At 71.2% G+C, this 23,703-nt stretch carries 28 protein-coding genes and 3 tRNA genes; 9 read left to right on the top strand and 22 right to left on the bottom strand.

Annotated elements, in window-relative coordinates; genetic code table 11:
- Window positions 1-97 precede the first annotated feature (97 nt).
- Window positions 98-1,180: a Glu/Leu/Phe/Val family dehydrogenase gene (locus ACNAVT_RS10350; protein WP_416295051.1), complete on the bottom strand. Its 1,083-nt coding sequence runs from the start codon at window positions 1,178-1,180 to the stop codon at window positions 98-100.
- A 175-nt stretch (window positions 1,181-1,355) separates the two neighbouring features.
- On the opposite strand from ACNAVT_RS10350, the gene ACNAVT_RS10345 reads away from it, so the two are divergent.
- Together ACNAVT_RS10345 and ACNAVT_RS10340 are read left to right on the top strand one after the other, a co-directional pair.
- Window positions 1,356-2,195, top strand: a complete 840-nt coding sequence (locus ACNAVT_RS10345; RefSeq protein ID WP_416295050.1) for a hypothetical protein — start codon at window positions 1,356-1,358, stop codon at window positions 2,193-2,195.
- 254 nt (window positions 2,196-2,449) lie between these two features.
- Complete coding sequence (locus ACNAVT_RS10340) at window positions 2,450-2,659, top strand: BldC family transcriptional regulator (RefSeq protein WP_007073996.1); 210 nt, start codon at window positions 2,450-2,452, stop codon at window positions 2,657-2,659.
- Between the two features lie 88 nt (window positions 2,660-2,747).
- On the opposite strand, the gene ACNAVT_RS10335 is transcribed toward ACNAVT_RS10340, so the two are convergent.
- Window positions 2,748-3,128 carry a PPOX class F420-dependent oxidoreductase gene (locus ACNAVT_RS10335; protein ID WP_416295049.1) on the bottom strand — a complete coding sequence of 127 codons (381 nt, stop codon included), beginning with the start codon at window positions 3,126-3,128 and terminating at the stop codon, window positions 2,748-2,750.
- A 54-nt stretch (window positions 3,129-3,182) separates the two neighbouring features.
- On the opposite strand from ACNAVT_RS10335, the gene ACNAVT_RS10330 reads away from it, so the two are divergent.
- Entirely contained in the window at window positions 3,183-3,959 is a 777-nt protein-coding gene (locus tag ACNAVT_RS10330) for a class I SAM-dependent methyltransferase (protein ID WP_416295048.1), read from the top strand.
- 100 nt (window positions 3,960-4,059) lie between these two features.
- Here the strand turns inward: ACNAVT_RS10330 and ACNAVT_RS10325 are convergent, their stop codons facing one another.
- Entirely contained in the window at window positions 4,060-4,347 is a 288-nt protein-coding gene (locus ACNAVT_RS10325) for a hypothetical protein (protein ID WP_416295047.1), read from the bottom strand.
- A 163-nt stretch (window positions 4,348-4,510) separates the two neighbouring features.
- Between ACNAVT_RS10325 and ACNAVT_RS10320 the strand changes: the two genes are divergently transcribed.
- Together ACNAVT_RS10320 and ACNAVT_RS10315 are read left to right on the top strand one after the other, a co-directional pair.
- Window positions 4,511-5,368 carry a 3-hydroxyacyl-CoA dehydrogenase family protein gene (locus tag ACNAVT_RS10320; RefSeq protein WP_416295045.1) on the top strand — a complete coding sequence of 286 codons (858 nt, stop codon included), beginning with the start codon at window positions 4,511-4,513 and terminating at the stop codon, window positions 5,366-5,368.
- A gap of 58 nt (window positions 5,369-5,426) precedes the next feature.
- Window positions 5,427-6,170, top strand: a complete 744-nt coding sequence (locus tag ACNAVT_RS10315; protein ID WP_416295044.1) for an enoyl-CoA hydratase/isomerase family protein — start codon at window positions 5,427-5,429, stop codon at window positions 6,168-6,170.
- Window positions 6,171-6,229: 59 nt separating this feature from the next.
- Here ACNAVT_RS10315 and ACNAVT_RS10310 read toward each other — a convergent pair whose 3' ends face one another.
- Window positions 6,230-7,573: an ABC transporter substrate-binding protein gene (locus tag ACNAVT_RS10310; RefSeq protein ID WP_416295042.1), complete on the bottom strand. Its 1,344-nt coding sequence runs from the start codon at window positions 7,571-7,573 to the stop codon at window positions 6,230-6,232.
- Between the two features lie 165 nt (window positions 7,574-7,738).
- On the opposite strand from ACNAVT_RS10310, the gene ACNAVT_RS10305 reads away from it, so the two are divergent.
- Together ACNAVT_RS10305 and ACNAVT_RS10300 are read left to right on the top strand one after the other, a co-directional pair.
- Window positions 7,739-8,128 (top strand): hypothetical protein, encoded by a 390-nt coding sequence (locus ACNAVT_RS10305; protein WP_416295040.1) that lies wholly within the window; start codon window positions 7,739-7,741, stop codon window positions 8,126-8,128.
- A 49-nt stretch (window positions 8,129-8,177) separates the two neighbouring features.
- Complete coding sequence (locus ACNAVT_RS10300) at window positions 8,178-8,885, top strand: DUF2786 domain-containing protein (RefSeq protein WP_416295038.1); 708 nt, start codon at window positions 8,178-8,180, stop codon at window positions 8,883-8,885.
- 18 nt (window positions 8,886-8,903) lie between these two features.
- On the opposite strand, the gene ACNAVT_RS10295 is transcribed toward ACNAVT_RS10300, so the two are convergent.
- The 7 genes from ACNAVT_RS10295 to ACNAVT_RS10265 form a co-directional block, all read right to left on the bottom strand.
- Window positions 8,904-9,419 carry an SRPBCC family protein gene (locus tag ACNAVT_RS10295; protein ID WP_416295036.1) on the bottom strand — a complete coding sequence of 172 codons (516 nt, stop codon included), beginning with the start codon at window positions 9,417-9,419 and terminating at the stop codon, window positions 8,904-8,906.
- A gap of 93 nt (window positions 9,420-9,512) precedes the next feature.
- Window positions 9,513-9,725, bottom strand: coding sequence for a hypothetical protein (locus tag ACNAVT_RS10290; RefSeq protein ID WP_416295034.1), 213 nt, complete (start codon window positions 9,723-9,725; stop codon window positions 9,513-9,515).
- 140 nt (window positions 9,726-9,865) lie between these two features.
- Window positions 9,866-10,057 carry a hypothetical protein gene (locus tag ACNAVT_RS10285; RefSeq protein ID WP_416295032.1) on the bottom strand — a complete coding sequence of 64 codons (192 nt, stop codon included), beginning with the start codon at window positions 10,055-10,057 and terminating at the stop codon, window positions 9,866-9,868.
- A 78-nt stretch (window positions 10,058-10,135) separates the two neighbouring features.
- The gene (locus ACNAVT_RS10280; protein ID WP_416295031.1) at window positions 10,136-10,345 is read right to left on the bottom strand and encodes a hypothetical protein; all 210 of its coding nucleotides are present in this window, start codon (window positions 10,343-10,345) and stop codon (window positions 10,136-10,138) included.
- Between the two features lie 107 nt (window positions 10,346-10,452).
- Window positions 10,453-11,205 (bottom strand): signal peptidase I, encoded by a 753-nt coding sequence (gene lepB / locus ACNAVT_RS10275; RefSeq protein ID WP_416295030.1) that lies wholly within the window; start codon window positions 11,203-11,205, stop codon window positions 10,453-10,455.
- On the bottom strand, window positions 11,202-11,717 hold the full coding sequence (locus ACNAVT_RS10270; protein WP_416295028.1) for a SigE family RNA polymerase sigma factor: 516 nt from the start codon (window positions 11,715-11,717) through the stop codon (window positions 11,202-11,204). Before ACNAVT_RS10270 ends, lepB begins: the two co-directional genes overlap by 4 nt.
- 282 nt (window positions 11,718-11,999) lie before the next feature.
- Entirely contained in the window at window positions 12,000-13,124 is a 1,125-nt protein-coding gene (locus ACNAVT_RS10265; RefSeq protein ID WP_416295027.1) for a hypothetical protein, read from the bottom strand.
- A gap of 267 nt (window positions 13,125-13,391) precedes the next feature.
- Here ACNAVT_RS10265 and ACNAVT_RS10260 point away from each other — a divergent pair, with 267 nt between their 5' ends.
- The gene (locus tag ACNAVT_RS10260) at window positions 13,392-13,865 is read left to right on the top strand and encodes an HIT family protein (protein WP_416295026.1); all 474 of its coding nucleotides are present in this window, start codon (window positions 13,392-13,394) and stop codon (window positions 13,863-13,865) included.
- A gap of 265 nt (window positions 13,866-14,130) precedes the next feature.
- Here ACNAVT_RS10260 and ACNAVT_RS10255 read toward each other — a convergent pair whose 3' ends face one another.
- From ACNAVT_RS10255 to ACNAVT_RS10210, 10 genes are all read right to left on the bottom strand, one after another.
- On the bottom strand, window positions 14,131-14,478 hold the full coding sequence (locus ACNAVT_RS10255; protein ID WP_416295024.1) for a DUF4190 domain-containing protein: 348 nt from the start codon (window positions 14,476-14,478) through the stop codon (window positions 14,131-14,133).
- Window positions 14,479-14,757: 279 nt separating this feature from the next.
- Window positions 14,758-15,225 (bottom strand): hypothetical protein, encoded by a 468-nt coding sequence (locus ACNAVT_RS10250; protein WP_416295022.1) that lies wholly within the window; start codon window positions 15,223-15,225, stop codon window positions 14,758-14,760.
- 754 nt (window positions 15,226-15,979) lie between these two features.
- A tRNA-Phe gene (locus ACNAVT_RS10245) sits at window positions 15,980-16,053 on the bottom strand.
- A 75-nt stretch (window positions 16,054-16,128) separates the two neighbouring features.
- Window positions 16,129-16,202 (bottom strand) — tRNA-Asp (locus ACNAVT_RS10240).
- A gap of 33 nt (window positions 16,203-16,235) precedes the next feature.
- A tRNA-Glu gene (locus ACNAVT_RS10235) sits at window positions 16,236-16,308 on the bottom strand.
- A gap of 153 nt (window positions 16,309-16,461) precedes the next feature.
- The gene (locus ACNAVT_RS10230) at window positions 16,462-17,250 is read right to left on the bottom strand and encodes a polysaccharide deacetylase family protein (protein ID WP_416295021.1); all 789 of its coding nucleotides are present in this window, start codon (window positions 17,248-17,250) and stop codon (window positions 16,462-16,464) included.
- A 75-nt stretch (window positions 17,251-17,325) separates the two neighbouring features.
- Window positions 17,326-18,273 (bottom strand): MerR family transcriptional regulator, encoded by a 948-nt coding sequence (locus ACNAVT_RS10225; RefSeq protein WP_416295019.1) that lies wholly within the window; start codon window positions 18,271-18,273, stop codon window positions 17,326-17,328.
- A complete protein-coding gene (gene idi / locus ACNAVT_RS10220) occupies window positions 18,263-18,862 on the bottom strand; it encodes an isopentenyl-diphosphate Delta-isomerase (RefSeq protein WP_416295017.1) in 600 nt (199 codons plus the stop codon). Before idi ends, ACNAVT_RS10225 begins: the two co-directional genes overlap by 11 nt.
- A 55-nt stretch (window positions 18,863-18,917) precedes the next feature.
- Window positions 18,918-20,399, bottom strand: coding sequence for a phytoene desaturase family protein (gene crtI / locus ACNAVT_RS10215; protein WP_416295015.1), 1,482 nt, complete (start codon window positions 20,397-20,399; stop codon window positions 18,918-18,920).
- 24 nt (window positions 20,400-20,423) lie between these two features.
- Window positions 20,424-21,578, bottom strand: a complete 1,155-nt coding sequence (locus ACNAVT_RS10210; protein WP_416295013.1) for a polyprenyl synthetase family protein — start codon at window positions 21,576-21,578, stop codon at window positions 20,424-20,426.
- 63 nt (window positions 21,579-21,641) lie between these two features.
- Here ACNAVT_RS10210 and ACNAVT_RS10205 point away from each other — a divergent pair, with 63 nt between their 5' ends.
- On the top strand, window positions 21,642-22,568 hold the full coding sequence (locus ACNAVT_RS10205) for a phytoene/squalene synthase family protein (protein ID WP_416295011.1): 927 nt from the start codon (window positions 21,642-21,644) through the stop codon (window positions 22,566-22,568).
- A 40-nt stretch (window positions 22,569-22,608) separates the two neighbouring features.
- Here the strand turns inward: ACNAVT_RS10205 and ACNAVT_RS10200 are convergent, their stop codons facing one another.
- A complete protein-coding gene (locus ACNAVT_RS10200) occupies window positions 22,609-23,658 on the bottom strand; it encodes a serine hydrolase domain-containing protein (RefSeq protein ID WP_416295010.1) in 1,050 nt (349 codons plus the stop codon).
- Window positions 23,659-23,703: the final 45 nt, after the last annotated feature.

Below are 23,703 nucleotides of genomic sequence, written 5' to 3'. Positions count from 1 at the left end.
TCAAACCAGCACGAAACGCCCCAATTTCCAGCTTAATGCTGGATCGAGCCGCCGCGTGAGCCGGGGGCGGAGGCGGTGTCCGCCCCCGGCGTGATGTTCAGCTCAGGCGGATCGTGCGGAGCCGGCCGACCTCGGCCATCCGCCGCTCGGCGAGCCGGTCCGCGGCCACCGCGGGCGGTACGCCCTCGTCGTCGGCGAGCCGCAGGATCTCCCGGGTGGTGTCGTAGATCCGGGTGGCCCGGAGCTTCGCCCGCTCGAAGTTGAAGCCCTCGATCTCGTCGGCGACCTGGATGACGCCGCCGGCGTTCACCACGTAGTCGGGGGTGTAGAGGATGCCCCGGTCGGCGAGGACCTTCTCGATGCCCGAGTGGGCGAGCTGGTTGTTCGCCGCGCCGGTGACCACCTTGGCCCGCAGCACCGGCACCGTGTCGTCGTTGAGGGCGCCGCCGAGGGCGCACGGTGCGTACACGTCGATGTCGGAGGCGACCAGCGCGGCGGCGTCGTCGACCAGTTCGACCTGCGGGTGGGTGGCGCGCACCCACTCCAGGGCCTTCGGGTTGACGTCGGTCGCCACGACCTCGGCCCCGTCCTCCAGCAGGTGGCCGGTCAGGTACTTGCCGACCTTGCCCAGGCCGGCCACGCCGACCCGCCGGCCGGACAGCGTCGGGGCACCCCAGACGTGCTCGGCAGCGGCCCGCATGCCCTGGAAGACGCCCCAGGCGGTCAGGATCGACGAGTCGCCGGCGCCGCCGTGCTCCACGCTGCGGCCGGTGACGTACCGCGTCTCCCGGGCGATCACGTCCATGTCGGCCACGTAGGTGCCGACGTCGCAGGCGGTGTAGTAGCGCCCGCCCAGGGACTCCACGAAGCGGCCGTACGCGCGCAGCAGCGGCTCGCTCTTGATCTGCTCCGGGTCGCCCCAGATGACTGCCTTGCCGCCGCCGAGGTCGAGCCCGGCCAGGGCGTTCTTGTACGCCATGCCGCGGGAAAGGTCGAGCACGTCGGCGAGGGCCTCGTCCTCGCTGGCGTACGGGTAGAAGCGGGTTCCGCCGAGCGCGGGGCCCAGCGCGGTGGAGTAGATCCCGATGATCGCCTTGAGGCCGGACTGCCTGTCCTGGCAGAACACGACCTGTTCGTGACCGGTGGATCCGGGGTCGTCGGTGTTGACGAATACGCCCATGGCTGACTCCTGTGTCGGTGTGCGCCCTTGTGGGGTGCGGACCTGGTGGCACGCCGGCGGGGGATGGTGCCGGTGCTGCTGAGCCTAATATCGGCCGGAGCCGTACTGTCGCGCACGCCACGTCCCCACGCCACGCCGGCTAGGTACGGGTCCCGACTCGTGGGAGGATCGCGCCGTGCCGTCGCTCTTCGCTTCTTACCTGCGCGTGTACGAGCCGCTGACCGCCTTCGACCGGGACCGCCAGTCGTTCTGGCGCCGGTACGTCAGCGAGGGCCGTGCCGTCGCGCCGCTGGAGGGGCCGGTCCGGCAGCGGACCGCGGTGATCGAGGCGCTCGGCGCGGGCTGGACCCGGTTGCCGGACCTGCCGGACGAGGCGTACGTGCTGGAGACCGATGACACCCTGCTGGTCTGCCCGTGGAACCTGCGGATCCGGGTGGCGGAGGCGGCGCTGAGCGCCCGGGACGGAGTGCCGTCGGTGCTGGCCGACGCGTTCGTCCCGCCGACCCTGGCCGGCCAGGCCAAGGCGGTGGTGGAGGACTGGCGCAGCGGGGCACGGGTGCTCGAGCACGGGGTGCCCCGGGTGCACGAACAGATCGCCACCTGGGGGGTGCCGCTGCGCTGGTTCGTGCTCTTCGACCGGCAGGAGCGGCAGCTGGTGACCGAACCGGAGCGGCGCGCGCTGCGCTACCGGACGGAGATCTCGAAGGCGCGTCGCCGGTCGTCCCGGGCGTTGTCGGTGCTGCGCAAGTCGGTCGGGGAGGCCCCGATCACCGAGGCGGTCGAGGAGGCAGCCCGCTGGCTGGAGGAGTTCCACCCGCGCTCGGTGGTGGAGCTGGACTACGGCGGCCTGGTGCAGCTGCTGCCGGACGAGACCCTGGCGGCAGACGATTCGACCGAGCTCGTCGCGGCCGGGCTGGCCGGGCTCTCCCGGGGCGAGGCCGAGGAGGCTTCGGCGGCGTACGACAAGCTGGTCGCCCGGTGGCGGGCGGTGCAGTTGCTGGAGCGGTGCAACTAGCCCGAATTGCCCGAGTGAGGGCGTGCTGATGCGAGAGTGTCTCGTAGTTTACGCATCACGAACCGTGATCATGAGTCCGAATATGGTAGCTTCTGCGGCATAAAAGTCGTAAAAATCGGGCATGGTTCATCCGTCCGTCTAGGGACCTTCAGCCGTTCGGCCCATGTCGGACATCGGGGACTAGCCGGACCATGGGAGGCGCGTCGGCCGGCGGGACCCCGGCCGATGTCTCTACATGTGGAGGAGTGACCCCGATGGCATCGCGAACGCACGAACCAGAGCCGCTACTCACACCGGCCGAGGTGGCGTCGATGTTCCGTGTCGACCCGAAGACGGTGACCCGGTGGGCCAAAGCTGGCAAGCTCAGCGCTATCCGTACCCTGGGCGGCCACCGTCGCTACCGTGAGTCCGAGGTTCGGGCCCTGCTGCAGGGGCAGATCCCCCAGCAGCGTCAGGGGGACTGACGAGCCGGACGCTGCTGAGGCGTTCCGATCAGGGGCGGCTGGACGTACGCGAGAGCGACGATCCGCCGCCCTTTGTCGTGTCCGGGGTTCACTCGTCGAGCACGATCCGCAGCCCCACCGTGCCGCTCTCGCCCCGGCGCAGCCGGCTGCCCAGCAGGCTCAGCCGGCCGATCAGCCGGTACTTCTGCTTCAGCAGGCCCCGGATGCGCCGGGTTCCGGCCAGGTCGCAGAGCGATGCGTGCCCCGGCACCGACTCGCCGTGCGGCCGCCCGCGCACGTCGCACGGGGCCACCGCTACCCGGCCGTCACGCCGGATCCGCTTGACCTTGCCGGAGTCCGACACGGTCCACACCGCCAGCGCCTCGCCGTCCCGCACCGCCCAGACCGGCGTCGGCACCGCCCGCCCGTCCTTGCGGAAGGTTGTCAGCAGGAGGTACTTCTCCGCCGCCAGGCGGTCCAGGTCGGTCACGCCGCTCAGGATACGGCCGCGACAGCTCTGCCGAGCCCGGTTAGCGTGATCGTCGTGACCGGGGAACCCACTGTCGGCGACGTGTTCGGCGAGATGATCCGCGACGCGTACGCCGTCGCCACCGGGGTCGGACCCCGGCCGCTGGCCGGCGGGCGGCTGCCCCGGCCGGTCATCGAGATCATCGAGCGGGACGACGGCCTGGTCAACGGGGCCCCCGCCGGGCACTACCTGGACCCGCCGGAGGCGTGGCAGCCGCACGACCACCGGGCCGTGGAGCGGGTACGCGGGAACGTGCTGGATGTCGGCGTCGGCGGCGGCCGGATCGCGCTGCACCTCCAGCAGCGCGGAGTGCCGGTCACCGGCCTGGACACCTCGGCCGGTGCGCTGCGGGTCTGCCAGGCCCGGGGCGTACGGGACCTGGTGCACGGCACCGTCGACCGGCACGCGGCCGACGGCCGGCGTTACGACACCTTCCTGCTGCTCGGCAACAACCTCGGGCTGATCGAGGGACGAGAGCGGGCCCCCGGATTCCTGGCCGCGCTCGCCGCGCTGGCCCGCCCCGGCGCGCAGGTGATCGCCCACGGCACCGACCCGTACGGCACCACGGACCCGTTGCACACCGGCTACCACGAGCGCAACCGGCAGCGGGGCCGGCTCGGCGGCCAGCTCCGGCTGCGGCTGCGCTACCGGCTGCTCGGCACCGAGTGGTTCGACTATCTGGTGTGCTCGGTCGACGAACTGGCCCAGCTGGTGCACGGCTCGCCGTGGCGACTGGCCGACGTGGACGAACGGGACCGCCCGTACTACCTGGCCACGCTGAAACTGGCCTGAGCGCCGGCCTTCATTCGGTCCGGAGCGCCGCCTGGCGGCGCGGAGGCCGAATTACGGCCGCCGGGCCCCGGGAGCGGCCCCGGGACCCGCGCCGTACGCGTCACACCTGGACGGTCGGGGAGTGCTGGTCCGGCGGGAGGCCGCCGTCGCCGTCGACCACCTCGTCCGGGTTGCCGTCCTCGTCGATGTCGACCATGGTGATGTCCACCTTGCCGTCACCGTCCGTGTCGAACTGGAACAGGTCCGGTTTTCCGTCGCCGTCGGTGTCCACCACCCACACGTCGGTCTTCCCGTCGTTGTTGGTGTCCGCGCGGAGCAGGTCCACCCGTTCGTCGCCGCGGGTCTCCACGGTCTCGCGGTGCTCCGCGATCTCCGGTTCCTGGCTCATGCCCGTCCTTTCCCTCAGCGTCTGCCGTCAGTACCCGGTCCGGCACGCCCCCACGCACGCCGCCCGACCCGGCCCTGCATAGGGTCGCACCCATGAACGAGCGGAGCGGGCGGCCCGGCGCGGCGGAGACCCCGCACGTCACCGCGCGCGGCGAGGGGACGTCATGAGTGGTCGTTTTGTGGTCGTCGGGGGCGGCACGATGGGCCTCGGCATCGCGTACGTGGCGGCCGGCGCCGGCTACGCGGTCGAGCTGGTCGAGGTTGACCCGGCGCGCGGCGACGCCGCCGTGCGGCGGCTCGGCGAGCTGTGGGAGCGCGGGGTGCAGCGCGGCAAGCTGACCGCCGGGGAGGCGGCGGCGAACCGCGAGCGGGTCGTCCTGCGGGCCGGGCTCGCCGAGGTCGCCGAGGGCCCGGACGTGATCGTGGAGGCGGTCCCCGAGCGCCTCGACCTCAAGCGGGCGGTGCTCCGGGAGGCCGAGGGGCGGCGTCCCGCCCTGCTGGGCAGCAACACCTCCAGCATTCCGATCGCGGCGCTGGCCGAGGGCCTCGACCGGCCTGCGGACTTCCTCGGGCTGCACTTCTTCAACCCGGTCTGGGCGATGGCGCTGCTGGAGATCGTGGTCGGCCCGGCCACCGCGCCGGAGACCACCGAAGCGGCCGTCGCGCTCACCGGGCGGCTGGGCAAGGACCCTGTCGTCGTACGGGACATGCCCGGCTTCGCCACCTCGCGGCTCGGGGTCACCCTCGGGCTGGAGGCGATCCGGATGGTCGCCGACGGGGTGGCCAGCCCCGCCGACATCGACAAGGCGATGGTGCTCGGCTACCGGCACCCGGTCGGCCCGCTGGAGCTGACCGACCTCGTCGGGCTGGACGTCCGCCTCGACATCGCCCGCACCCTCCAGGCCGCGTACGGGGACCGGTTCGCGCCACCTCCGCTCCTGGTGGAGATGGTGGCCGCCGGGAAGCTGGGCAAGAAGTCCGGCCAGGGCTTCTACACCTGGCAGGACGGGCGGAAGCAGTGAGCGCGAGGAGTGAGCCGGGTTTGCGAGCCCCGCAGTCGCGAACGAAAGGCGGCGCAGCATGACCGGGCTGCGGATCGAGGAACTGCCGGACCGGCTGGTGGTCACGCTGGACCGGCCGGAGCGGCGCAACGCCATCGACGCCGACCTGATCGCCGAGCTGCACGCCGTCTGCGCCGAGCTGGAGGCGCGGCCCCGGCTGCTGCTGCTCACCGGCGGGACGGAGGGCATCTTCGCCGGCGGGGCGGACATCGGCCAGCTCCGCGAGCGCGGCCGGCTGGACGCCCTGGCCGCCATCAACCAGGCCGCCTTCGCCCGCATCCGGGCGCTGCCGATGCCGACCGTGGCCGCGGTGGACGGCCCGGCGTTGGGCGGCGGTGCCGAGCTGGCGTACGCCTGCGACCTGCGGGTGTGCACGGCGCGTGCGGTGTTCGGGCAGCCCGAGGTGCGGTTGGGCATCCTGGCCGGCGCCGGGGCGACCTATCGGCTGCCGGCGCTGATCGGGGAGGCCCGGGCCAAGGAGCTGCTCTTCACCGGCCGCCGGGTGGACGCCGAGGAGGCGCTGCGGATCGGCCTGGTCAACCGGGTGGTGGCTGAGCCGGCGGAGCTGTTGCCCACCGCGCACGGCCTGCTCGACGAGATCGCGAAGGGTTCGGCGCTGGCGCTGCGCCTGACCAAACTGGCCGTGGACGCCCCACCCGCCGCCCACCCCCAGCTCGACCTGCTCAGCCAGGCGGTGCTCTTCGAGGACGAGGAGAAGCACCGGCGGATGACCGAGTTCCTGGAGCGGCGCCGGTCCCGCTGACCGGGCCGACAAACGGCGAGGGCCGCACCGGTTCGCCCGGTGCGGCCCTCGCCGTCGGTTCACTGCCGGATCTGCGCTCCGCCGTCGGCCAGCGCGGTGATCACGTGCGCGGACTCGGCGAAACCGATGATGAGTACGGCGTCCGCCCCGTAGTCCTTTATCTCCTTGGCACCGGCGGAGAAGTCCACCGGCGTCTCCGGGTCGGCCGGCGGCTCGTACGTCAGCAGCTTGACCCGGTCGGCGCCGATGCCGACCCGTTCCAGCTCGGCGCGGACGTTCTCCTGGAGGCCCTCGCCGTAGGAGTCCTTACGGGCCACGATGGCGATCTTGCGCGGCCCGTCGCGCACGATCACATCGGCCAGCGCACGGCCCTGGAGGGTGTCCGGGGGTGCGGTGCGGAAGTAGAGCCCCTTGTCGTCGACCGTGCTGAGCCCGGCGTCGGTGTTGGACGGGGAGAAGAGCACCCGGCCGGCGGCGACCACGTCCGGCAGGACGGCGCGGGTGACGCCCGAGGCGCCCGCGCCGATGATGACGTGCACGCCCTTCCGCACGTGCGCGGCGACCGTGGCCTTGGCGACCGCCGGGTTGGTGCCGTCGTCGCCTTCGATCCAGGCGGCGGGCTTGCCGAGCACCCCGCCGGCGGCGTTGATCTCCTTGATCGCGAGCGCGGCGGCGGCCCCCATCGACGGGTAGAGCAGCGCCAGGTCACCGGTCATCGGCAGCAGCCCGCCGAGGACCAGTGGGGCGTCCGGGGCCTTGTCGCCGGCACGTTGCTTCTTTGCCGGGGGCGGTGTTTCAGTGCTCGCCGCCGACTCCTCACCGGCGCCGACGAACTCGGTCTTGCCGTCGTCGAGCTTTTCATGATCGAAGTGCACGGTGGCGTAGCTGGCCGAGGACGGCTCTCCGGCGTCGGTGAACCCGGACCGGGTCACCGACACCCCGCGGTACTCGATGTCCCGCCCCTGCCGGGCCAACTGCAGGCAGGTCGCCGCATCCTCGCAGCGCTCACCGTCGGTGGTCACCCCGACGATCTGCTTGGCGATGGCGGCCGGCTCGGTGGTGCCGGCGAGCTGCGCGGCCAGGGCGCTGATCACCACCGCGTCGTACGTCTCGCCGGCGTAGGTGTAGTCCTCCAACTTTGGATCTACGCTACGGAGTCGTTCCTTGAAGCTCTCCTGCAACGGCGTCATCGGCATCGTGCCCTTCATGCCGTTGACCAGGCTGGCGCGATCCTCCAGTTTTTCGGCGAACGAGTTCGCCATGTTGCCGTCGGTGCCGTAGAGGCGCACCTGGGTGTCGGTGTCCGCCTCCTCGGGCTGGGCGCTCCCGCAGGCGCTGGTAGCGAGCAGGAGCGCCGCGCTGGCCGCAGCGATGGCCGCACGCGACGCGCGTGATACGAGCATTGTCGTCCTTCCTCCGGCGAAGGTCCGCTGCGCACACTAGCGTGCCGACGCGGGCGGCGGGACCGTGGAGGGCGCTCCGTCGTCACCCCGACTGTGAATATCACTCACCGTGATGGCCGGGCTGTTCCGGGTCACCGCTTGACCCTCCGTCCTACTGTTCGGCAGGTGACCGACGAAGCACAGCAGACGCTGGACGACGCGACCGCCGTGCTCCGCTCAGCCCTGGCGGGCGACGGTGACGCGGTGGTGGGCACCTTCGATGCCGTGGTGGACCGCTCCGGCCTGGCCGGGGCGTACGGGGTGGCGTGGTGCCTGGCCGCCACCATGGTCGGCGACGACACCCCGGCCGGCGGCTGCGCGCTGGACTTTCCCGACATCGACCAGGCCGACTACGACACCCGCTGGGTGGCCCGCTTCGTCAGCGCGTACGCCAACGACGACGCCGACACCGGGGAGGCGCTCTTCGGCGCCGCGATGGCCGACGGGCTGCTGCCGGACTGCCTGCTCACCCTCGCCGGGTCGACGGTGGCGACACTGCGCAGCCGGGCCCGCTGACCGCGCGGCGCCCGGCGTGGCGGGACGAGCGTTGTGATAGCTCTGGTGCATGTCCGAGGCGATGCTGAGCAAGGTCCGTAAGCTGCTCGCCCAGGCCGAGGATCCGGCCTGCACGCCCGCCGAGTCGGCGGCGTTCATGGCCAAGGCGACCGAGCTGATCGCCCGCTACGGCGTCGACCGGGCGCTGCTGGCCGCCCGCGATCCGGCCACCGACCCGGTCGGCGACCGGGTGGTCGAGGTGGTCGCCCCGTACGCCCGGGACAAGGCCGGCCTGCTCGCCGCGGTCGCCGACCCGCTGCGCTGCCGCTGCGTACGCCGCCGGCAGGGCAACGGCTTCGCGATGCACCTGTTCGGCTTCGCCAGCGACCTGGAACGGGTCGAGCTGCTGTTCACGTCGCTGCTCGTACAGGCCGCGCACGGGCTCGCCGGCGCCTCCGTACCGGGCGGGGAGCATCCGGCCGCGTTCCGGCGTACCTGGCTGGCCGGGTTCGCCCACACGGTGGCGGAACGGCTGCGCACGGCCGAGGCCGGCGCGGTCGCCGAGGCGGCGGCGCCCTCGATGGCGCTCGTGCTGGCCGACCGCTCCGACCGCGTCCAACGCCGGCTCGCCGAGGTGTACCCGCGGCTGCGCACCGCGCCGCGCCGCCGGCTCGCCGGGACCGGCTTCAGCTCCGGCGCGGAGGCCGGCCGCCGGGCCCACCTGGGCGGCACCGGTGTGACCGGAGCGGCGGCTGCGGCCCGGGGCATCGGCCGGTGACCCCTGCTCCGGCGTCGCTCAGGCCGGGGTACGCGCGACCGTGCCGAGATAGCGGCAGAGTAGTTCCTGCCAGCCGGCGGTGAGGGCCTCGCGGTAGCCCTCGGCGGCCGCGCCGTGCCGGTCGAAGGATCGATGCTCGACCTCGACCCGGGTCCGCGCCGGCCCCTCGGCCAGGAAGACCACCTCGACCTCGCTGGCCTGCGCCGGATCCGGCACCGGCACCCGGTCCGGCCCGATCTGCCAGGTGAAGACGAGCCGGCGCGGCGGGTCCCAGACCAGCACCCGGCCCCAGTCTCCTCGGAAGCCGTACGGGCCGATCTCGTAGAGCATGCCGCCGGCCCGGGGCTCGATCCCCAGCTCGGCCAGCGCCTCCGGACCGGACCAGGTGTATTCGCGTACCCACCAGTCGGTCAGCGACCCGGTGAAGACGGCGAACGCCCGCTCGGCGGAGGCTGGGGCGAGGAGTTCGCTGCGGAGGGAGAAGCGGTCGAATTCCTGGCGGACCTCATCCGGATCGGCCATCCCCTGTCCCATAGGCCCGGACCATACCGGCTGATGCCTCGCTGCGCAGCTTTGCGGGAGCCCGCTTCCCGACAGGTGGAGAGGGCTCTGCCGACTGTGGACTGCTCACATGCCGTTGCCCGTCTGGTCGCGCCGGATTCTGTGACCCTGCAGGCCATGGCGCTCCACTGCAGCCCGCTCCTGCTCAGATCTCGCGTCACGGGCCGCAGCCGAATCCTCCGGCGACGAGAGCCGGTGTCGGTCTCGCCAGCCGACGAAGACGAACGCCGCGACCAGCAGCATCACGAACGCCACGAGAGATACCACCACTGTCGTCATGCCATCGACGGTATGACATGCAAGCCAGGCTTGTTTCCGCAGTTGAGGACCGAGGACCGGGTTGCGGCCGACGAGCAGTGGCGTGCGGCGCACGCGGTAGGTACCGGGCTGGCTCGTGCTCGTTCCGCGCCGTCATGTGCTCACCATCGCCGACCTGACCGACGCCGAGGCACAGACCCTGCTATGCCGCTGTCGTCGGCGGTGATGTGCCAGTAGCTGTTTTGAGGTTCCCGACGATCGACGCAGGGCTCAAAGACGGCCAGGAACACGTCACCCGCCATCGGGGCGGCATCGCCCTGCTCGAACCGCTGAACGAACACGTCGTAGCTCACGCCGGAAAGTTAGCGCCTCGGCTTGCCTTCACCCGTTCGACCCTTCAGAGCTTCGCGACGGGGAAGCGCACCGCTCGCTCACGTGCTGGTGGGCATGTGATGGCTCGCCGCCATGCTCGACGCGAGATGACGCTCTGCCTCGTGCCGATGCTGGTCGATGGTGGCCTGACGGACCGCAGTCGAATCCTCATTCGACGAGAGCCGATTCCGGTCTCGCCAGCTCACGAAGACAACGACCGCGACGACCAACACCACGAACGCCACGAGAGATACCGCAACCGTCGTCATGCCATTGACGCTACGGCAGCCGCGCCAGTTCCGGCGATCACAGAGGCGTACGTCGGCGGTGGGGGGAGGGCGCTCTCAGCGGCGATATGGAGCGATCAGCGTTCTGCTTATCGCGTTTCCGAAACTCCCGGGGGTGGTACCGGTCCTGCTGGGTCGACGTTGTCGCGGTTGCCGGGTCCGTCGTGGGCTGGGGCACCCGGAACGGCCCGAGTCCGTCCTTCGCTGTCCTTGATGTGTACGGCGACCCCGGTCACTTCCGTTAGTTTGACCGGGCCGATGTAGCGGGAGTCGTTCGCCTGCGGTCGGTTGTCACCGAGAAGGAAGACCATGTGAGCCGGCACCGTGCTGGTGGGGAACGGGTCGGTGACCGTCGTCCCGAGGTAATCCTCGGGCACGGTTACCCCGTTGACGACAATTGCCTCGCACTGGCCGGTCACCTCAGCAGGGCAACCAATGGTGTCACCGGGGAGGGCCACCACCCGCATGATGGAGTCGTACTCGTGACCATTCTCTGCGAGTTTCACGACCACGACATCGCCTCGGGCGGGCAGTAATTTCTTGCTGAAAACGACGCGTTCACCCACGCGCACGGTGGATTCCATGTTCTGGCTGGGTTGAGGGACAGTGAAGTACTCGGCCCGACCGAGCAGGGTAGCCGCCGCCAGCGTGGTCAGGACCACGAAGCCGCCGCCCACGCTTGCCGCGGCTCTGCCCAGCCGCCGTCTGCGTCGCTGGTGGCGGGCGAGGTTCAGGACCGTCCGGGCCAGGTCGGGGCGGGCGCGCAGAGCCGGCTCAGCCGCCGCTGCCAGCCTACGCAGTTCCTCGGCAGCTGGTTCGGATGTAGGAAGAATGGTGTTCATCGCGCCGTCTCCTCTACAGAGGTGGGGGTGAGCGCCAGAGCGGCACGGACCTTCTGCAGTCCGCGGGCGAGGTTGCTCTTGACGGTTCCCGGCGAGCACTCCATGATCGCAGCCGTCTCGGCCTCGCTCAGACCATCGATGACGCGCAGCACGACCGTGACGCGCTGTCTCGGAGGAAGCGCAGCAAGAATCTGGTCGAGTTGCGTTCGGGCCGCGATCGCCTCAGCATGATCCGACCCAACGCTCAGTAGGCCCCGGTCGGCCTCCATGGGGACAGGAACGAGATGCCTACGCCGACCCCGGTCCTTCGCGAGATTGACGAGCGCGGCTCGAACATATGCACCCGGGGCGTCCAGCTGCCTCGACCAGTGTCTGGTCAGCCGTAGCAAAGCAGTCTGCAAGATATCCTCGGCCTCGCCGGCGTCTGGCACGAGCAGCCGCGCAAACCGCAGCAGCCGATCACCGTGGACCTGCACGAACTCCGTGAAGGCCTGCTCTTCTGAGGGGGTCACACCTACCACAACGCGATCTGTTTCAGAGGCGTTGCACGCCCTGGCCCACGATCTTTCATGAAGCTTGCGTCAGGATGCCGGTGACCGCCCCTGACAGCAACGGCTGACAGCAACCGTGCTGGACGCCCACAGACCGGCGAGGACAGCGGCAGGCGTAGAACCAGGGATCCGAGCCGGAATGCGGACAGCTCTGGACAGCATCGCCGAGGCCGCCCGCGGCTCACCTCGCCGGGCACCACAAGGGCTGGACGGTCTGGCGACTGCCCGACGAGGAGATCCGCTTCAAGGATGCGGAGAGTAGGTAGCTTGCTCTCGACGACTGGCGGCCGCTGAGTCGACGACGCCAGGAAGGAAGGGCAGCGTGAGGAGTGCTGCCACGACAAGGGTTCCGGTCACGGGATTGCTGAAGGGAGCAGGGCCGAACTCGACCGGCGCGACGCCAACCCCCGCGGCGCTGAGGATGCCGGCGATCGCCAGAATGATGATCAGAGGGTCAAGAAATCGATGGCGACAGGGACCGCGCCAGGACCCCGCGGCAGCTCCGCCCGCAGCGGCCATCATCGTGATGAGCATCAGGGCGAACGCGTTCTGGATGCCTCCAGTGTTGTCGTTGGGAAAGCCCGAGCTGAGGTAGGCGGCGAGCACGAGCGATGGCCCGAGCATCGCGGCGTACATCCCCGCGAACCTGGGCCCACCACGGCGTGTCCCCCACCACGCGGTGCCGGCGGTGATCGCCGCCATGACTGCCAGCGGAACGATGTCAGCTAGGAGCGCGACGCTGCCCTGACCGCTGTAGCCGTAGAGCATGCCCAGCGCGGCCGTGTACCCGCCGCTGTGCGACGTTGACGCCAGCCCGACCAGCCACAGCCACGCCCAGCTGAGGGTGGCGCCGACGGCCGCCCTGGCAGACCAGAGCGCTCCGAACGTTGCCACGGTGCCGAGTGCGAGCCCGACGACGGCGGCCTCACGTACCGAGGCGACGGTTAGTCCGGTGTATGGCGGTGGCCGCCCAATCGCCACCTCCCTGACAGCCACAGGAATGCCGACCAGTGCGCCCACCGCCGCCGCCAGGGTCAGCGCCACCGTTGTCGCTGCCCGGCCTGGGCCAGGCGATCGAGGCACCGCGAGCCGTCCGACCATCGCGCCGACCAGGACTGCCATGATCTGGAACCAGGTGATGAACGTAGTGATGAACAAGCTGGACTGATCGCCGCCTGGATCGCAGAAGCAGGCATGCCAGTCAAGGACCCGGGTACGGCTGCCGAGCCACGGCTGCCCGACGGCGAGCAGCGCGCTACAGCCGGCCGCCAGCATCGGTCCGATGGACAGCCGGGCCACTCGTGGCATGGGCCGCACGATAACAGCGCATCCCATCACCGGGTCGATCTCGACTGGCCGACGATCCAACTGACCTCCTGCAGCGGGCCCGACAGTCCGGGCCGAGCCGAGGCTATGGACGATGGCCAGCACCGATCGGCGTACAGCCATCGGTACAGCCAAGGAGGACGGCGGCAGTGGCCGACGACGCCCGACAACCACTGAGCAGGGGCGCGGTGGCCTGACCAGCCATCCGCGATCTTCTTCTAACCCCAAGGCCCGTCCAGGCCGCCGCCGACGAGGAGATCCACTAACGGCGGGGTTGAAGAAAGCGACGGCAAGAGGTCTACTGCCCCGGTGGTGATCAAGCCAGGATGTTTCACCTGTGAGAACACCATCCGGTTTGACGAGCTGCCACCGCGTGAGCGGATTGCGGCCGATGAGCACTGGCGTGCGGCGCACGCAGTAGGTACCGGGCTACCAGGCTGGCTCGTGCTCGTTCCGCACCGTCACGTGCTCACCATTGCTGACCTGACTGATGCCGAGGCCGCCGGGTTGGGCTACTGGCAGGTCCGCCTGTCGCGAGCGCTGCAAGCCGTGACAGGCTGCGCCAAAACGTACGTCGTGCAGTTCGCGGAGGCAGAGGGCTTCGGTCACGTCCACTTCCACGTGATCCCGCGGCCGGCTGTTCTGCCAGCCGACCGACGCGGACCGAATGTGTTCGGGCTTCTGGGACAGCCGGAAGGCCAGGCGGTCACCGCCGACCAGATGGACGCTGTAGCGGTGGCCTTGACCGGGTGGCTGCAACAGCGCGGCGAAGGGCTCGTGTGAGGCGGGCCATAGTATGACGGCCCGGCTGTCCTACCCACAGCGCGCTCCGTCGTGCAATCCACGTGCAACAAGGAGCGGTCATCAGCGGGATTCCGGGGTCAACGAGCGTCAGACCGGGCAGACGGGCTTTTGGGGGAGAAAGCAAAGCGCCGACCGGCGTTTCCGCTGGTCGGCGTTGCTGTAGCCCGGCGAGAGAGGAGATCCGCTAGCGTTGCCGATCAGCAACATCGACGTTCGCTGAAGCCAAGGTGCCGACGTTCACGACTCACCAGCAGGGGTCGGGCGGGGCGCAGCCGGCAGGCGAAAAGCCCACCACCATCAGATACACGAAGGTGAAGGCCTGGGTCGCAAATACGGCTGTGCCAGCCACGCACGCGGCAATCGCCAGACCGCGACCACGTTGGCCAGCCGTCTTGATCTGCTTCAGTCCCACTGCGCCTACGGCAACCGCGCATCCGCCGAGCAGCAGCACAGGGATTAGAAGTCGGAGATCCAGGTCTATCAGCTCGGCATAGCCCGCGCTGATGTACAGCAGCGGAACCAGGCCCATGCAGCAGGCCACGATCGCCAGAGGGCTGTATCTTCGCTGATTCTCAGACAGCTGACCGGTCATGGCACGCCCTACCTTCTCTTCGCCGCTCGGATGCTCCGGCTGCGGCGCGCCGCGAGGCCCCGTCCGTCCGAGGATCATGAATGGAGACCCCAGGATGGATCATGCGAGCGGTCAAGGGAAGGACGGCCGAGAATCCGCCGGGCCATCCGTGGGCCAGTAGCCGTGGCGCGCAGCGGGCACGAGCGGGCACGAGACGCAACCGGGCCGGTCGCCGCCCGCAGGCGTTTCGGGCATCACGGCCGGTCGAGCGCGCTCTTCCAAACTGACGCTCACACCGGGTTACCTGTAGGGGGCGTACTGGACGCTGCGGGACCAACGCCGCCAGAAGGGTAGCGGCAAGCAGCCAGCCGGCACTTCGCCTCCGATCTCGGTCTCCACTGATCCATTAGCGAGCGTGACCGAGACGGCCGAGCGGCCCGCAGCGAACACCTCCCGGACCCTGCCGGCGATCACTGAGCGGGCGATGTCTTCGAGCAGGGCGACATCTTCAGGGCCGGCTTCCAGTTCCCATCGGCCGCCGTAGTCACCGACCCCCAGGATGAGCTCATCGGAGAAGTCCGTCCATCCGAAGGCACGGGCATCGGGGTTACTCGGCGTGATGCTCACCGATATCCCGCCCTTGACGCGATCGACCTCCACAGTCGCGACGCCGGCCAACTCCTTTGCCAACTGCCTCGCGACTTTCAGAGTTGGTGTCCGGGGCGGCTGGTCGGTGTCGGGTTCGTCTAGGCCGCGCTCATCCGTCACGTGGTCAGTCTGCCAAGCATCAGGGGTAGGGCAGATCCTGCGGTCATCTCTGCCCGTCTCCTGACCGCGCACGGTCCGCATATGGTCCGCAAGAGGTCGACGGACGGCTGGGGAGTGGTATGAGATGTCGAGAGGTGTTTCCGCTGCTAGGCCCACATGTGCCCAGGTCGGCGGGGCGGGCAATTTGATCTCATAATCCCTCGGTCGCGGGTTCGAGTCCCGCCCGCCCCACCTCGTTAGACCGCTGCTCAGCCAGGGTGACGGCATGGCAGCAGAGGCGGGAGGCGGTCAGGCCCACCACTTCGGGTACCACCTCAGAACCTCTTCCGCAGACTTCGGCGGCTTGGCCTCCCTTTCCCGCCAAGCGGCAATGGCAGTCGGACCATGAGCCACCAGTCCCCCGGCGACAAGGAGTAGCGACGTGATCTTCTCGGGCCAGCCCAGCCACACCCCGACACCCGATGCAAGCAGGAGCAGGAGCCCTACGAGCTGCGTCATTCGGAGACGCGGGCGCTTCATGCCTGCAAGCCTACGTTTGATCGACAACGAGGCCGAGTCCCCGAAGCCGGAAGCGGGCGACGGGATGGCGGCAGAAGCGGGGCGGCGTGCGATCTGCGTGCGATAAGTGGCGGTGATCACGAGCCATGCGCGGTCAACCACGGGCAACGGCGACCGATGCAGCCGGATACCAACAGCAAGATCCCCACCAGCGTTTCCGCAGGTGGGGACCTCTGTAGCCCGGCGAAAGGCTATGTGGCCAGGGGCGGGGTCGAACCGCCGACCTTCCGATTTTCAGTCGGACGCTCGTACCAACTGAGCTACCTGGCCGTGGTGCTCGGCTCATGCTACCGCACGTGCCGATACGCAGAACGCCGCGCATGATGGGCGCGGCGTCAGCGCTTGCGGTCCTGACGGGACTTGAACCCGCGACCTCCGCCTTGACAGGGCGGCGAGCACTCCAACTGCTCCACAGGACCTAGCTGATGTTGCATCCGGCCTGAGCCGGACCGTGCCCCCAACGGGATTCGAACCCGTGCTACCGCCTTGAAAGGGCGGCGTCCTGGGCCGCTAGACGATGAGGGCGGCCCCGCCATCATTGCACATCGCAAGTTCAGGCGGACTTGCTCCCATCCGGCCCCGCCGGAGGCATGAGAAGCATATGCCATGCCCCGGCGGTCAACCAAACCGGTATGCCCATGCGCCTGCCGGCGGGTGAAATCGCAGGTCAGGGCCGGGTCAGTGGAGCCGGGAGATCCCGTACCGCTGCTTGAGGTCGGGTATCAGGTGCCGGCAGGCGGCCATGGTCTGCTTCCGGTCGCCGCCCCCGTCGTGCATCAGCACGATCGAGCCGGGGCGGGCCGCCGCCTCCACCCGCTTGATGATCGTCTTCGCGTTGGGGTGGTTCCAGTCCTGCGGGTCGACGGTCCAGTGCAGCGGGCGCATGCCGAGCTGGCGCGCCACCGACACCTCCTCGGGCGTCCACCGGCCGCCAGGCTGGCGGAACCAGGTGATCTGGGCGTCCGGTACGGCGGCCCGGATGGCCTCGTTCGTCCGCAGCAGGTCGGCCTTGATCTCCGCGACCGGTCGTCGGCCGAGGTTCAGGTCGTGCCGCCAGCTGTGGTTGCAGAGCTGATGGCCCTCCCGGACGATCCGCGCCACCAGCTCCGGGTGGCGCTGGGCCTGCTTGCCGATCAGGCAGAACGTCGCGGTGACGTGGGCCGCACGCAACTGGTCGAGGATCTGGGGCGTCCACCGGGGGTCCGGGCCGTCGTCGAAGGTCAGCGCCACCGCGCGGTCGCCGCTGCCGCGTTTCAGCCCGGCGGGCAGGGTCTTCGGCAGCGGGCGAAGCTTCGGCTTCGGTGGGGTGGTAGGGGTGGGTCGTGGGGTGCGTGTCGGTTTCGGCACCGAGGTGGGCGAGGCGGTCGGTGGGCCGCCCGCCTGGGGTGGGGTCTTGCCGGAGCTGCCGCAGCCGGTCAGGAACAGCACCAGGCCAAGGGCGAGCGCCAGCGCGGTGCGTGGTCGCATCATCGCTCCCGAGAGGGGTCGGGGTATGCGGACCTCCGACCGTAGTCGACGCGGTGCTGGAGCGGGAAGGGGAGGTCAGCCAGTCATCGACCGGTCCAGCGAATCGCGTACGGCCACCGCCAGCGAGACCGCCTCGGTCAGGTCCAGCGGCCGGACCACGCCGGTCGGCAGCGTGTCGGCCCGCCAACCCGGCCCGGCGGCGAGCGCCAGCAGCGGCCGGCACGGGGCGGCGAGCACCGCGGCGAGCTGGTGCGGATCGGCGGTGGCCCGGGTGTGCGACCAGAGTACGACGGCCGCCGGCCCGGTCCGGGTGACCGCCTCGACCAGGGCCGCCACCGGCACCCGCGGGCCCAGCATCCGGTAGCCGACTCCCGCCTCGGCGAGAGCGGCGGCCAACACCTCCAGCGGCAGGCTGTGCTGCTCCTCGTCGGCGCACGAGAGGAGGATCCGGGCCGGCTCGGCGGTCGGGCGTGCCCGGGCCACCGCAGCCAACGCCTCGGAGACACACCGGGACATCAGATGCTCCACCTCGATGAGCCCGGCGGTGGCGGCGTGCCGTTCGCCGATGCCGGCGAGCACCGGCCGGAGCAGCCCGTCCCAGGTCGCCACCACGCCGTCGGTGACGAGGGCGTGCGCGATCGTCTCGCCGATGACCGCCGAGTCCAGCCGCATCGCGGCGCGGGCCAGCCCGCGGGCGACCGGTCCGGCCCGGCCGACCGGGATGGTCGACCCGCCGCCGTCCCGGGCGGCGTGCGGACGGGGGGTCGGCCCGAGGGCCTGGGGTGGCGCCGGCGCGGGCGCCTGTCGGGCCCAGCGGGCCGCTGCGGCCGGGCTCACCCCGTCCCCGGTGAGCTGCCGCATGATCTCCAGGCGCGCGAGGTCCGCCGGCGTGTAGCGCCGGTGGTGCCCCGGTACGTGCTCGCTGGGGCCGAGACCGTAGCGCTGGTGCCAGGTGCGCAACGTGGTGACTGCGACGCCCAGCCGGCGCGCGACGGCTCCCGCGCTCAGCGCCTCATCGGCCACCCGGCCGCTCCGGTGCCTCATCCGTCGGCGCGCCGGACCCGGCGGTGGCGGGACGTGCCGGACGTAGCAGCCGGTCCACCACTCCGCGCAGCCACGGCGCGTACGCGCTGGGGTCGGCGTCGAGGTCGGCCTCCAACTCGTGCGGGTCGGCCCAGCGCAGGGTGGCCACCTCGTCCGGGTCGGGCCGGGTGGGCAGGTCGGCCGGCACGTCCGCACGCAGCACGTGGTCGTACTCGAACTCGACGCGGCCGGTGGCAGGGTCTTCGGCGTGGTAGAGGTGCACCCCGACTTCGGTGAGGTCGACCGGGCCGACGCCGAGCTCCTCGGCCAGCCGGCGGTTGGCGGCCTCGACCAGCGACTGGCCCGGCAGCGGGTGGCCGCAGCAGGAGTTGGCCCAGCGCAGCGGGAAGCGCGTCTTGACGGCAGCCCGCTGCTGGAGCAGGATCCGCCCGTCCGGGTCGACCAGCAGCACCGAGAACGCGCGGTGCAGCCGGCCCGGACGCTGGTGGGCGGCGGCCACGCTGTCCTCGCCGAGCACGTGCCCGCCGTCGTCGACGAGCTCGACCAGGTGTCCTTCGCGCGAACTCACGGTACCGGCCTTTCGTTCGTGGCTGCGGCGCTCGGCCCCGCCGCGCTCCTCGCGTTCACCGACCGGCCCCGGTGATGCGGGAGGCGGCGAGCTTGCCGCTGATCAGGACCATCGGTACGCCGACCCCGGGCTGCGTGCCGGAGCCGACGAAGACCACGTTGCCGAGCGTGCGGTGCAGGTTGGATGGGCGGAACGGCCCGGTCTGGAAGAGGCTGTGCGCGGCGGAGAACGGCGTGCCGGCAGCCATGCCCTGCGCCGCCCACTCGGCCGGGGTGACCGTATGCAGCACCTCGACCCCGTCGCCGAAGCCCACGTAGCCCCGCTCCTCCAGAGTCCCGATGAGCTGGTCGGTGTAGCGGCGGGTCAGGCCGCCCGGCCAGTCGAACGGCGCTCGGTCGAGGTTCGGCACCGGGGCGAGCACGTAGTAGGTGTGCTTCCCGGCCGGGGCCACCGAGGGGTCGGTCCGGCTCGGGTTCGTCACCAGCAGCGACGGGTCGCTCATCAGCTCACCTCGCCGGATCACCTCGTCGAACGTCCCCCGCCAGGACCGTCCGAAGTGGATGTTGTGGTGGGCGATCTTCGCATAGCCCTGCGTCGACCCGACGTGCAGGACCACGCAGGAGGGCGAGTAGGTGAGCCTGCGCCGTGGGCCGGCGGGCAGCAGCTCCCGGTAGGCGACCGGCAGGTCGGGGTTGAGCACCACCACGTCGGCCGGGACGAACTCCCCGTCGGCGGTCAGCACGCCGGTGGCCCGGCCGTGCGCGGTCTCCACCCGGGTCACCGTGGTGCCGTAGCGGATCTGCACGCCGTGCTTCTCGGCCGCCCCGGCCATCCCCCGGGAGACCGCGTGGACGCCGCCGCGAGGGAAGCAGACCCCGGCCACCGAGTCGAGGTACGCGATGACCGTGTAGATGGCCAGCGCGTCGTGCGGGGCGAGGCCGGCGTACATGGCCTGGAAGGAGAAGATCCGCCGGGTGCGCGGATCCTGGAAGAATTGGTTGATCTTTGTCTGGAGACGCCGGAACGCCCCGTTGGCGACCAGCTTCAGCAGGTTGGCGGTGAGCAGATCGGTCGGGGCGTCCAGGTTGCGCTCGATGAAGTCGGCCCGTTCCCACTCCCAGAGGTTGCGGGCGTAGTCGACGAACCGCAGGTAGCCGTCGGCCTCACGGGGGCCGCAGACCCGGGCGATCTCGGTCGCCATCCGGGTGGTGTCGGTGATGACGTCGAGGGTCGACCCGTCCGGGTAGTACGCCCGGTACGCCGGGTCCAGCGGCGTCAGGTCGAGCCAGTCGGTCAACTCCTCGCCCACCGCACCGAGCGCCTCGGCGATCAGGTCGGGCATGGTGAGCACGGTGGGGCCGGTGTCGAACTCGTACCCGTCGGTGCTGAGCCGGCCGGCACGTCCGCCCGGCGCCGCCTCGCGTTCCAGGACGGTCACCTCCCGGCCGCTGCCGGCCAGGTGCAGCGCGCAGGCCAACCCGCCCAGGCCGGCGCCGACGACCACCACCCGGTCCGTACGTCCGGTCACGGTCCGCACGCCCACCTCCTCACCAAGTGCCCATCATGTCCGCCGAGTGGTGGCGGCAGTGGCGAGACCGGTCAGCGCGGTGCGTGCGGTCCCGTCGATCGAGGCGGTGGCGAGCGCGGCCAGCGCGTCGGCCACCCGCTCGGAGATCATCCGCTCGACCCGGGCCACCGCCCCGGTGTCGGCGACCAGCTCGGCCAGCCGGGCCACCTCGCGCGCCCCGGTGTCCGTGCCGACGCGGTCGAGGGCGCGGCGCTGGGTCGGGGTGGCGAGCTGCCGGGCCAGCATCAACAGCGTGGTCGGCTTGCCGATACGCAGGTCGTCCCCGGCCGGCTTGCCGATGGCGGCAGGATCCCCGTACACGCCGAGCAGGTCGTCGCGAAGCTGGAACGCCTCGCCCACGGCCAGCCCGTAGCGGGTGTACGCGGCGGTCACCGGTGCGTCCGCCTCGACCCCGGCCAGGTGGGCGCCGAAGAGCAGTGGCCGCTGGACGGTGTAGCTGGCGGTCTTGTAACGGGCCACCCGCAGCGCCCGGTCCACCGACCAGCCCGCCACGTCGTTCGCCCCGAGGACGTCGAGATACTGCCCGGCGACGGTCTCGATCCGCATCTGGTCGTAGCAGCGCCGCACGTCGAGCAGCCGGGCCGGCGGCACGGTGGCGTGCGCCATCAGCCGGTCGGCCCACACCATGCACAGGTCACCGATGAGCACCGCGACCGACTCGCCGAACCGCTCCGGGTCGCCGGCGTGCCCGGCCGCCCGGTGCCGATCGGCGGCGGCGCGGTGCGCGGTGGGCAGGCCGCGGCGGGTGTCGGACCCGTCCATCACGTCGTCGTGCACCAGCGCGAAGGTGTGCAGCAGCTCGAGCGCGGCGAGCGCCGGCAGCACCGACGGCAGCGACTCGTCGTCGCCGACCACCCCGCGCCATCCCCAGTACGCGAAGGTCGGGCGGACCCGTTTGCCGCCGGCCAGCACGCAGTCGCGTGCCGTCGCGGCGAAACCGCCCATCGCCGCATCGATCTCGGCGAGCGCGATGACCTCGGCGGCCAGGAACCCCGCCAGGGTCTCGTCGATCCCCCTCACCAGGTCAGTGGTGAACGCGGCCAGTGCGCCGCGGACCGGATGGTCCGGCGCTCCCGGCTGCGCGGGCGCGACCCGGAGCGCATCGACCCCAGCTGCGTCGTTGGCCATGCCGAGAGCGTACCCTAATGCTACGAGTTGCGTCGATTGCTGCGTCGAATCCTGGGAGGGCCGGTGGACACCGAACTCACCGCTGCCTACGACCGTTGCCGCGAGCTGCACAGACGCCATGGCCGGACCTACTATCTCGCCACCCGGCTGCTGCCCGCCTGGAAACGGCGGCATGTGCACGCGCTGTACGGATTCACGCGGTACGCCGACGAGATCGTCGACCGGACCGACGAGCTGCCGCCGGCCGAGCGCGGCGCCCGGCTGGCGGAGTGGTCCGACCGCTTCGTCGCGGGGCTGCACGGGGAGCCGGTCGACGACCCGCTGCTCCCGGCGGTGCTGCACACCATCGCCAGCTTCGACCTGGACCGCACCGACTTCACGTCGTTCCTGGGCAGCATGGCGATGGACCTGACGGTCACGTCCTATCCGACCTACGACGATCTGCTCAACTACATGGACGGCTCGGCCGCCGTCATCGGCACCATGATGCTGCCGATCCTGGGCAGCTCCGACCCGGCCGCCGCTCGGGAGCCGGCCCGCCAGCTCGGCTTCGCGTTCCAGCTCACCAACTTCATCCGGGACGTCGCCGAGGACCTGGACCGGGGGCGGACCTACCTGCCCGACGAGGACCTGGCCAGGTTCGACGTCACCCGGGACGAGCTGCTCGCGGCCAGGGCGGCCGGCCGCGCCACCCCGACGATCCGCGAGCTGATCGAGTACGAGGTGAGGCGCGCCCAGGCCCACTACGCGACCGCCGCGCCGGGCATCCCCCTGCTCACCCCCGCCTCGCAGTCCTGCATGCGCACCGCGTACGCGCTGTACGGCGGGATCCTCGACGAGGTGGCCGCCCAGGACTACGACGTCTTCGCGCGGCGGGCCGTCGTGCCCCGGCGACGCCGGATGACGGTGGCCGTGCGGGCGCTGCTCACCTCCACCGGCACGCCGGTGACAGTCCCCGGCCCCGCCATCCACCCAGCCCTGGTGGCATGAGAGGACAGGCCCCGGTCAACGCCGGGGCCCCTCCCGGCCCTCACAGGCAGGAGTGCAGCGCCTCGACCAGCTCGTCCACCCGGTCGTGGTCCGCGAGCCGGGACGTCACGTACGCGAAGGTGTAGCCGCGTCCCGGGTCGGCCCAGGCGCTGCTCCCGCCGATCCCGCCCATGCCCCAGCTCCCGTCCGGCTCCCACTGCATGCCCAGCGTCCAGCACGCCCGCCGGTCCAGTACGAGGTCCGCTCCGTCGTACTGCACCCGGGTCGCCTCGGTGACCAGTTCCGGGCTGAACAGGCGTACCCCGTCGAGGGCGCCGCCGGCCAGCAGGCCCGCGTAGAGGCGGGCCAGGCTGGACGCGGTGGCGTGCAGGTTCACCGCCGGCACCTCGGCACCCCGCCAGAGTGGGCTGTTCAGCACCCCGAGGTCCAGGCCGCCCGCCGGGTTGCCCACGGCCCGGGCGCCCAGCGACCCCGGCTCGCCCAGCACCCGCATCGGCCAGCCGGGATCCCCGTACGACAGGTCGGCGCAGCGCCGCTGGTCGGCCGGGTTCAGGCCGAAGCCCAGGTCGAGGTGCCACGGCCCGGCGATCTCGTCGGCCAGGAACCGCCCCACCGGCCGCCCGTCCACCCGGCGGACCAGCTCGCCCACCAGGTGCCCGTACGTCCAGGCGTGCTCGCCCGCGACGCTGCCGGGTGCCCACTCGGGCTCGGCGGCGGCCAGGTCGGCGCAGAGCAGTGCCCAGTCGGCGACCGCCGTGGCGGGCCGGGGCACCGGAAACGCCGGCAAGCCGGCGGTGTGGCTGAGGATCTGCCGCACGGTGGCGGGGGTGCGGAATTCCGGCCAGTACTCGGACACCCTCCGGTCGAGGTCGACCCGACCCCGGTCGACCAGCATGAGCAGGCAGAGCGCGGCGACCGGCTTGCCGACCGAGTAGACGTTGACGAGGGTGTCCGGGCCCCAGCCCGTACCGCCGGTCACGTCGACCACCGGGGCGCCGTCGTACCAGACGGTCAGCCCGGCACCGGTCTCCCGGCCGCTGGCGAACAGGTCGTGGAAGCAGTCCCGGACCGGGTTGAAGCGTGCGTGCATCCGGCCACCGTAGGCCCGCGAGATCCTTGCGGTCGCGGGCAATTC

The organism is Micromonospora sp. SL4-19 (assembly GCF_047921475.1).
Classification (GTDB): domain Bacteria; phylum Actinomycetota; class Actinomycetes; order Mycobacteriales; family Micromonosporaceae; genus Micromonospora.
Note: the sequence above shows the minus strand (reverse complement) of the source record. Positions and strands in the feature narration are given on the sequence as shown.

Excerpts from the sequence above, each read along its gene's own strand:
- ACNAVT_RS10350 (WP_416295051.1), bottom strand. The coding sequence starts at position 1,180 with ATGGGCGTATTCGTCAACACCGACGACCCCGGATCCACCGGTCACGAA.
- ACNAVT_RS10340 (WP_007073996.1), top strand. The coding sequence starts at position 2,450 with ATGGCATCGCGAACGCACGAACCAGAGCCGCTACTCACACCGGCCGAG.
- ACNAVT_RS10325 (WP_416295047.1), bottom strand. The coding sequence starts at position 4,347 with ATGAGCCAGGAACCGGAGATCGCGGAGCACCGCGAGACCGTGGAGACC.
- ACNAVT_RS10320 (WP_416295045.1), top strand. The coding sequence starts at position 4,511 with ATGAGTGGTCGTTTTGTGGTCGTCGGGGGCGGCACGATGGGCCTCGGC.
- ACNAVT_RS10315 (WP_416295044.1), top strand. The coding sequence starts at position 5,427 with ATGACCGGGCTGCGGATCGAGGAACTGCCGGACCGGCTGGTGGTCACG.
- ACNAVT_RS10310 (WP_416295042.1), bottom strand. The coding sequence starts at position 7,573 with ATGCTCGTATCACGCGCGTCGCGTGCGGCCATCGCTGCGGCCAGCGCG.
- ACNAVT_RS10300 (WP_416295038.1), top strand. The coding sequence starts at position 8,178 with ATGTCCGAGGCGATGCTGAGCAAGGTCCGTAAGCTGCTCGCCCAGGCC.
- ACNAVT_RS10295 (WP_416295036.1), bottom strand. The coding sequence starts at position 9,419 with ATGGGACAGGGGATGGCCGATCCGGATGAGGTCCGCCAGGAATTCGAC.
- ACNAVT_RS10290 (WP_416295034.1), bottom strand. The coding sequence starts at position 9,725 with ATGACGACAGTGGTGGTATCTCTCGTGGCGTTCGTGATGCTGCTGGTC.
- ACNAVT_RS10280 (WP_416295031.1), bottom strand. The coding sequence starts at position 10,345 with ATGACGACGGTTGCGGTATCTCTCGTGGCGTTCGTGGTGTTGGTCGTC.
- lepB (WP_416295030.1), bottom strand. The coding sequence starts at position 11,205 with ATGAACACCATTCTTCCTACATCCGAACCAGCTGCCGAGGAACTGCGT.
- ACNAVT_RS10255 (WP_416295024.1), bottom strand. The coding sequence starts at position 14,478 with ATGACCGGTCAGCTGTCTGAGAATCAGCGAAGATACAGCCCTCTGGCG.
- ACNAVT_RS10230 (WP_416295021.1), bottom strand. The coding sequence starts at position 17,250 with ATGCGACCACGCACCGCGCTGGCGCTCGCCCTTGGCCTGGTGCTGTTC.
- ACNAVT_RS10210 (WP_416295013.1), bottom strand. The coding sequence starts at position 21,578 with ATGGCCAACGACGCAGCTGGGGTCGATGCGCTCCGGGTCGCGCCCGCG.
- ACNAVT_RS10200 (WP_416295010.1), bottom strand. The coding sequence starts at position 23,658 with ATGCACGCACGCTTCAACCCGGTCCGGGACTGCTTCCACGACCTGTTC.